The sequence below is a fragment of the Shewanella sp. MTB7 genome, from assembly GCF_027571385.1.
Classification (GTDB): domain Bacteria; phylum Pseudomonadota; class Gammaproteobacteria; order Enterobacterales; family Shewanellaceae; genus Shewanella.
This window is the reverse complement of sequence record NZ_CP085636.1, coordinates 5,728,622-5,735,000: the sequence shown is the minus strand read 5'-3', so window position 1 is coordinate 5,735,000 and position 6,379 is coordinate 5,728,622. Positions and strand designations below refer to the sequence as shown.

The 6,379-nt window shown below is 42.5% G+C and carries 5 protein-coding genes, 1 tRNA gene, 3 rRNA genes and 2 pseudogenes (1 of these 11 only partly in view); 6 read left to right on the top strand and 5 right to left on the bottom strand.

Annotated elements, in window-relative coordinates:
- The 5 genes and pseudogenes from HWQ47_RS25025 to HWQ47_RS25005 form a co-directional block, all read left to right on the top strand.
- Window positions 1–270 (top strand): 23S ribosomal RNA (locus HWQ47_RS25025); it begins 2,650 nt to the left of the window's first position.
- Window positions 271–449: 179 nt separating this feature from the next.
- Window positions 450–565, top strand: a 5S ribosomal RNA gene (gene rrf / locus HWQ47_RS25020).
- Between the two features lie 106 nt (window positions 566–671).
- Window positions 672–747: transfer RNA gene (locus HWQ47_RS25015), tRNA-Thr, on the top strand.
- Window positions 748–767: 20 nt separating this feature from the next.
- Window positions 768–883 (top strand): 5S ribosomal RNA (gene rrf / locus HWQ47_RS25010).
- Window positions 884–1,159: 276 nt separating this feature from the next.
- Window positions 1,160–2,212: pseudogene (locus HWQ47_RS25005) on the top strand (IS630 family transposase).
- 33 nt (window positions 2,213–2,245) lie between these two features.
- Here the strand turns inward: HWQ47_RS25005 and HWQ47_RS25000 are convergent.
- A pseudogene (locus HWQ47_RS25000) lies at window positions 2,246–2,455 on the bottom strand (transposase); the annotation flags it as partial.
- Between the two features lie 270 nt (window positions 2,456–2,725).
- Between HWQ47_RS25000 and HWQ47_RS24995 the strand changes: the two are divergent.
- On the top strand, window positions 2,726–2,896 hold the full coding sequence (locus tag HWQ47_RS24995) for a hypothetical protein (RefSeq protein ID WP_269968676.1): 171 nt from the start codon (window positions 2,726–2,728) through the stop codon (window positions 2,894–2,896).
- Between the two features lie 27 nt (window positions 2,897–2,923).
- Here the strand turns inward: HWQ47_RS24995 and HWQ47_RS24990 are convergent, their stop codons facing one another.
- The 4 genes from HWQ47_RS24990 to HWQ47_RS24975 all read right to left on the bottom strand — a co-directional run bounded on the left by HWQ47_RS24990 (window position 2,924) and on the right by HWQ47_RS24975 (window position 6,332).
- Window positions 2,924–3,319, bottom strand: coding sequence for a DUF971 domain-containing protein (locus HWQ47_RS24990; protein ID WP_269968675.1), 396 nt, complete (start codon window positions 3,317–3,319; stop codon window positions 2,924–2,926).
- A 355-nt stretch (window positions 3,320–3,674) separates the two neighbouring features.
- Window positions 3,675–5,000: an ATP-dependent protease ATPase subunit HslU gene (gene hslU, locus HWQ47_RS24985; protein WP_269968674.1), complete on the bottom strand. Its 1,326-nt coding sequence runs from the start codon at window positions 4,998–5,000 to the stop codon at window positions 3,675–3,677.
- Window positions 5,001–5,056: 56 nt separating this feature from the next.
- Window positions 5,057–5,581 carry an ATP-dependent protease subunit HslV gene (gene hslV / locus HWQ47_RS24980; RefSeq protein ID WP_269968673.1) on the bottom strand — a complete coding sequence of 175 codons (525 nt, stop codon included), beginning with the start codon at window positions 5,579–5,581 and terminating at the stop codon, window positions 5,057–5,059.
- Between the two features lie 172 nt (window positions 5,582–5,753).
- Window positions 5,754–6,332, bottom strand: a complete 579-nt coding sequence (locus HWQ47_RS24975) for an SPOR domain-containing protein (protein WP_269968672.1) — start codon at window positions 6,330–6,332, stop codon at window positions 5,754–5,756.
- Window positions 6,333–6,379 lie beyond the last annotated feature (47 nt).

The following is a 6,379-nucleotide window of genomic DNA, read 5'->3' as shown; positions in this document are numbered from 1 at the left end:
ATTGAAGGAAGCTGCTCCTAGTACGAGAGGACCGGAGTGGACGAACCGCTGGTGTTCGGGTTGTTATGCCAATAGCATTGCCCGGTAGCTACGTTCGGAATCGATAACCGCTGAAAGCATCTAAGCGGGAAGCGAGTCCTAAGATGAGTCATCCCTAGAGATTAAATCTCTTTAAAGAGCCGTTCGAGACTAGGACGTTGATAGGCAAGGTGTGTAAGCGTTGTGAGGCGTTGAGCTAACTTGTACTAATGACTCGTGAGGCTTAACCATACAACCCAGATGGGTTTTAACTCTTGTTAAGAGAGTGAGTGCACTAAGGTGTTACTTCAAAAGAATACGAACTTGATTTAAGTCGAACCAATTATTTAATTATCTTGCGAATGTGAGATAACAGCTTTCGAAATTATTTACCTTTAGCTTTTTAAAAGCTGAAAGTAATAGCAAATTTGTCTGGAAACCATAGCATTGTGGCCCCACCTGATCCCATCCCGAACTCAGAAGTGAAACGCAATCGCGCCGATGGTAGTGTGGGGTCTCCCCATGTGAGAGTAGGTCATTTCCAGGCGCCTATTTTACTCGTAAAGAGTAGTTTTCACTTGTTAAAAGTAATTTAGCTGTGATTTACATATTAATGTATCACCTAAGTCTAGGTTATAGATATAAACAAAGATGCTGATATGGCTCAGTCGGTAGAGCGCATCCTTGGTAAGGATGAGGTCCCCAGTTCGATTCTGGGTATCAGCACCATTTTTTATATAAAGAATTTGTCTGGAAACCATAGCATTGTGGCCCCACCTGATCCCATCCCGAACTCAGAAGTGAAACGCAATCGCGCCGATGGTAGTGTGGGGTCTCCCCATGTGAGAGTAGGTCATTTCCAGACGCCTATTTAAGTAGAGAAGCCACCTTATTAAGGTGGCTTTTTTGCGTTTGGACTTTAAAAGTCTGAATTCTCATTTCCCATGTCGAATGTGATTGAAGTCAGTTGGCTTATCTACTTAAGCACGTGCATGCAATGTCTGCTTCACATACAGTCCGAAGCTGCTAACGCACAGTGTGGCCGTTACTGCATTTCCGCCATCCATGGTGGTCAGGGTCTCCTTGCTGATATGATACCAATCGGTATAAAGATGTGATCTAATCTGAACAGTTAATTTTAATGATTAGGTTACATATGGAAATGCTTAATACCATTGACTTTCGCTCTCTGGCACGACGAGAGAAAAATGCACAAAAGCGGATCCGTCTTTTGGCATTAGCACATTTCAGTGAAGGGCATAACCGCATTGAGATCACGAGTATTCTTAAGGTGAGTCGTACCAGTGTAAACAAATGGGTAAGTGATTTCTTAACCGACGGTTTAGCGGGCCTTGAGCACAAAACATCACCTGGCCGACCTCCATCTTTAAACAAGACTCAATCTAAACAACTCGCAACATTCATTGAGCAGCAAAGTTTATCTGAAGAAGGCGGCAGACTATCGGGTGCTGATATTAATGAATATATTTCTCAGCACTTTGGTATCAATTATGAACCATCAAGTGTCTATAGAATATTAAAGCGGCTAGGTTTTTCTTGGATAACGAGTAGGTCAAAACATCCTAAACAATCCCAAAAAGCACAAGAAGCTTTTAAAAAAACTTCCGCTTGGAAACGATCCTTAACATCCCCGGTCATATTGCCCTGGCTCAAGTTGATGTTTGGTTTCAAGATGAAGCTCGTATAGGGCAACAAAACACGACGACACGCTTATGGGCAAAAAAAAGGAAGTCGTCCAAGAGTCGTTCGACAACAACAGTTTGAGTACGCTTATGTTTTTGGGGCGGTATGTCCGTCGAATGGAAATACCGAAGCGTTGATCACTCCATGGGTAGATAAAAGGTTCATGCGGCAACACCTAAAGTTAATTTCTGAAGCAACTCTTCCAGATCGCCACGCTGTCGTGATCATGGATGGTGCCGGTTGGCATACAAAAGATCTAGATGATGAATTCGATAATCTAACCATGATTAAACTACCTCCCTATTCACCAGAGCTTAATCCTATCGAACAAGTTTGGGGATGGATAAGACAGCGCCATTTAGCCAATAGGTGTTTTGCCAATTATGAGGACATTGTCGAGCAATGCACGCAAGCTTGGAATAGCTTTATTAGTGACATTGATACTGTAAAGAATCTATGCAATCGTTCATGGATAAATCTGACCAGATGATTATACCGATTGGTATGAGATAGTAAAAGTTTGCTAGAAGGTACCCAATTCTATCCACTCTCTTGAGCAGAGTTTCATAACACGTTTAGGTTCCATGATGAAGTCATTCTAAGCTCTCGTGCATTGTTTGACGATGTCTTCATATCCATTAAAGCAGCAATTTACTAGCGTGTGTTGCCGAAGCCATTGCCAAACTTGTTCTATGGGATTCAACTCAGGAGAGTAAGGAGGAAGCCTTATGATGTACTTGGAGTGTTGTAGCAATCTTGGTACGTGATTGTCCTTCAGAGAATAGCTCGGCAACAATACAGTGAATTTTAAATCGTGTATTATTGTTGTGGTCAAGCTTAAGCGTATGATAGTAAATACTTATTTGTGGGGTTTATTAAATCGCATTTTTAGTGTGATTGGATACAGTGGATTTTTTACATTAGGGGTTTTATTATACCGATTGGTATTATTGACACTGTCATGCTGATCAGTATCGCTTATGTTTTGAAGAAGAGAGCTAACATGTTAACTAAGATTGTAAAGTTTGAGTATGAGAAAGAGACGAAAAATAGCGTGCGTTATCAAGAGATCCCTGAGTCTGGGCAAGCGCCTATTATGGGAACTATTTATGTTCAAAAATGGTTTGTTGGTGATAGCAAGGTGTTAGAACTGACCTTAGAGAAGAAGGATTAACACCTGACTGCACCCGCCGTTTATATACTATTTATGGTATTTAACCGTCATCTCGATGAGAGGCTCGCGACTGGCTTTAGCTGCACGCAATCGAGCGAGGTAGTTTTCCCATAATTCGATTTGGTTGGTTGCGAGATCATGCAGCACTTTCCACGAAAACAGACCGGTATTATGACCATCATCGAAGGTGATTTTCACCGCATAGTTACCTACAGCGTCTAATGCTTTAATGTTGACATTTTTTTTATGAGTGACTAAAACGGGATTGCCGTGGCCATGAACTTCAGCGGAAGGGGAGTAAACGCGCAGCATTTCACAACTAAGCTGATGGGTTTCTCCGGTATCGAAGCTGATCTCGAGTAGACGTGATTTTTGTTTGAGTTTAAGGTTTGTCACCATAGGTGAAGCAGAAAAGGTGCTCATATTGGTTACCCGTAATTGCTATAATGATTCCCAAAATACCTGTGAATGCTCGTTTCATAGGCTTTGCACGAGTTCAATTCTAGATGCATTAGCGTAGGAATGGTGGTTTCCTTTTAAACTAATGCAACAACGAAGTGGGCTTACGCAAAACCTTCTCTAAGGGGGTTTAATACACTTTATTCTGCGTTATTAATTTTGCTAAGGAAAACAACTATTAGCTACAAGTAATGCCTTGCCTAAAGTGTATTAAATTCCCACTGAATCTTGCAGTTGCAAGTAGCTTGGGTATATATGCCGAGTTAGCAGTTTACACTCCTTAACTCGGCATTGTTTTAGTTTAGCTATCGCCACAGCTTTAAAGAATAAAGCGACTTAGATCTTCATCTTGAACTAAGTTATCTAAATGATTGCTAACGTATTTAGCATCGATAACGTAACTGTTTCCAGATTTATCTGACGCCTCATAAGAGAGCTCCTCGATCAACTTTTCCATTACAGTATGTAGACGACGTGCGCCGATATTTTCGGTACGCTCATTCACCTGCCATGCTGCTTGAGCTATGCTCTCGATACCATCTTCGGTGAACTCAATTGTAACGCCTTCAGTACCCATTAATGCGATGTGTTGCTCAGTCAGCGAAGCATGTGGTTCAGTTAAGATGCGTTTGAAGTCATTAGCAGTTAAGGCATCGAGCTCCACGCGGATAGGAAGTCGTCCCTGAAGCTCTGGGATCAGATCAGATGGCTTAGACATCTGAAATGCACCAGAAGCGATAAATAGAATATGATCAGTTTTGACCATGCCGTGTTTGGTATTGACCGTGCAGCCTTCGACAAGAGGAAGCAGATCGCGCTGTACGCCTTCACGAGAGACATCAGGGCCTGAAGATTCACCACGCTTACAAATTTTATCGATCTCATCTAAGAAGACGATACCGTGCTGTTCAACCAACTCGATAGCCTGCTCTTTAAGATCATCTTGGTTAACTAGCTTTGCGGCTTCTTCTTCAATCATCAGCTTGTAAGCTTCTTTGATTGGCATTTTACGGCGTTTACTTGCACCTGGCCCCATATTTTGGAACATGCTTTGAAGCTGATTAGTCATCTCTTCCATGCCTGGAGGTGACATTATCTCTATGCCGACTTGAGGAGCAGAGATATCTATTTCGATCTCTTTATCGTCTAACTGGCCTTCGCGTAGTTTCTTACGAAATACTTGGCGAGTCGCTGAGTTATCTTTGGTTTCGTTATCCCAGTCCTCTTTTGGTTTAGGCAAAAGAGCATCAAGAATACGTTCTTCAGCAGCTTCTTCAGCTCTGAATTTACATTTCTTCATCTGCTCTTCACGAGTCATTTTGACTGCTGAATCGGTTAGGTCGCGAATGATCTGCTCAACTTCTTTACCTACGTAACCGACTTCGGTGAACTTAGTCGCTTCGACTTTAATAAACGGTGCTTTTGCTAACTTAGCTAGACGTCGAGCTATCTCAGTTTTACCTACACCAGTTGGACCGATCATTAAGATATTTTTTGGCGTCACTTCTTGACGAAAATCTGCATCAAGTTGCATACGACGCCATCTATTTCGCAGGGCAATTGCCACTGAACGTTTCGCATTATGCTGGCCTATGATGTGAGTGTCTAACTCATGGACAATCTCACGGGGAGTCATTTCAGACATATTCTTTCCTCATGCATTAGCATCAGTTTGAGCTTAAGCTTAATCTAGGCTTAAACTTAATAATTTAATTCTTCGATGGTTTTGAACTGGTTGGTGAACACGCAGATATCACCAGCAATGGTTAGCGATTTTTCCGCTATCTCTAAAGCACTCAATTCAGTATTTTCAAGCAGAGCTGTTGCGGCAGACTGGGCATAGTTGCCACCAGAACCGATAGCAATGAGATCGTTTTCTGGTTGAACGACATCGCCGTTACCAGTAATGATCAATGAACAGGTATCATCAGCTACGGCGAGTAAGGCTTCTAATTTTCGCAGCATTTTATCGCTGCGCCAATCCTTTGCCAATTCGACGGCTGCTCTCATCAGGTGACCTTGATGCATCTCTAGCTTTGCTTCGAAACGTTCGAAGAGTGTGAAAGCATCGGCGGTGCTGCCTGCAAAACCTGCCAATACCTTATTATGGTAAAGGCGACGGACTTTCTTTGCATTACCTTTCATCACTGTATTACCAAGGGATACTTGGCCATCACCAGCGATAACGACCTGGTTGTTACGGCGAACTGATACTATTGTGGTCACGAATGAATCCTCTTCTCAAACTGACGAATAAAGCTCGTCAGTGGGTGATACCAGAGATATGGGGGGGGAGGAGTAAAATATCAAGGATAAGTAATGAAAAGAAGGCCCTCGAAGTGATTAAATCGCGTTATCTAGGGCATCTTTAGGTTGATTTTGAGCGCTCAGTTCAGCGCTAAAGCCCTTGCCAAAATAGGATGATGCAGCCATTAATGCCTGCTTTTTGCAACACGTGTCGTTCTCTTTCAACCTGGCGTTTGTTATCGTACGGACCAAGGCTTACCTTATGCCAATCGCCTGTCGTGCCTTTCACTTTTCTGATATTGGCGGATAGACCTTGGAAAGCGATAACGGCTTTCATCTCTTCGGCTTGAGAGAGGGTTCTAAAAGAGCCACATTGCATCTGATAAGGACGTGATGGTTTTGCATTTTCAGGATCAGGAATATCGACTTCAACTTTTTTGTTTTCTAACTCTTGTTGGTAGGTCCATTCTTCCTTAGGCATAGGAGGAAGTGCGTTTGGATCCTTTTTTACTACAGCCTTGTTAGGTTTATCTACAACGACCAGCTCTGTATTGCCCGCACTACTGTTGTTGATATTCCATAAGAAGTAGCTAAATCCACCAACAAGGCTGATAGTGACAAATAATAAGAGCAAGGGAAAGCGTCTTGGAGCGGGCGCTTGGCTCTTTCTACGTGTCGATTTTGCCTTGCCTTTAGTTGGTTTTCTATTGGCGTAGTCGCGATTGCTCATTGAATTAATATACCGTTTTTAAAGTCCGTACGTGTGTTTCTTTCCCG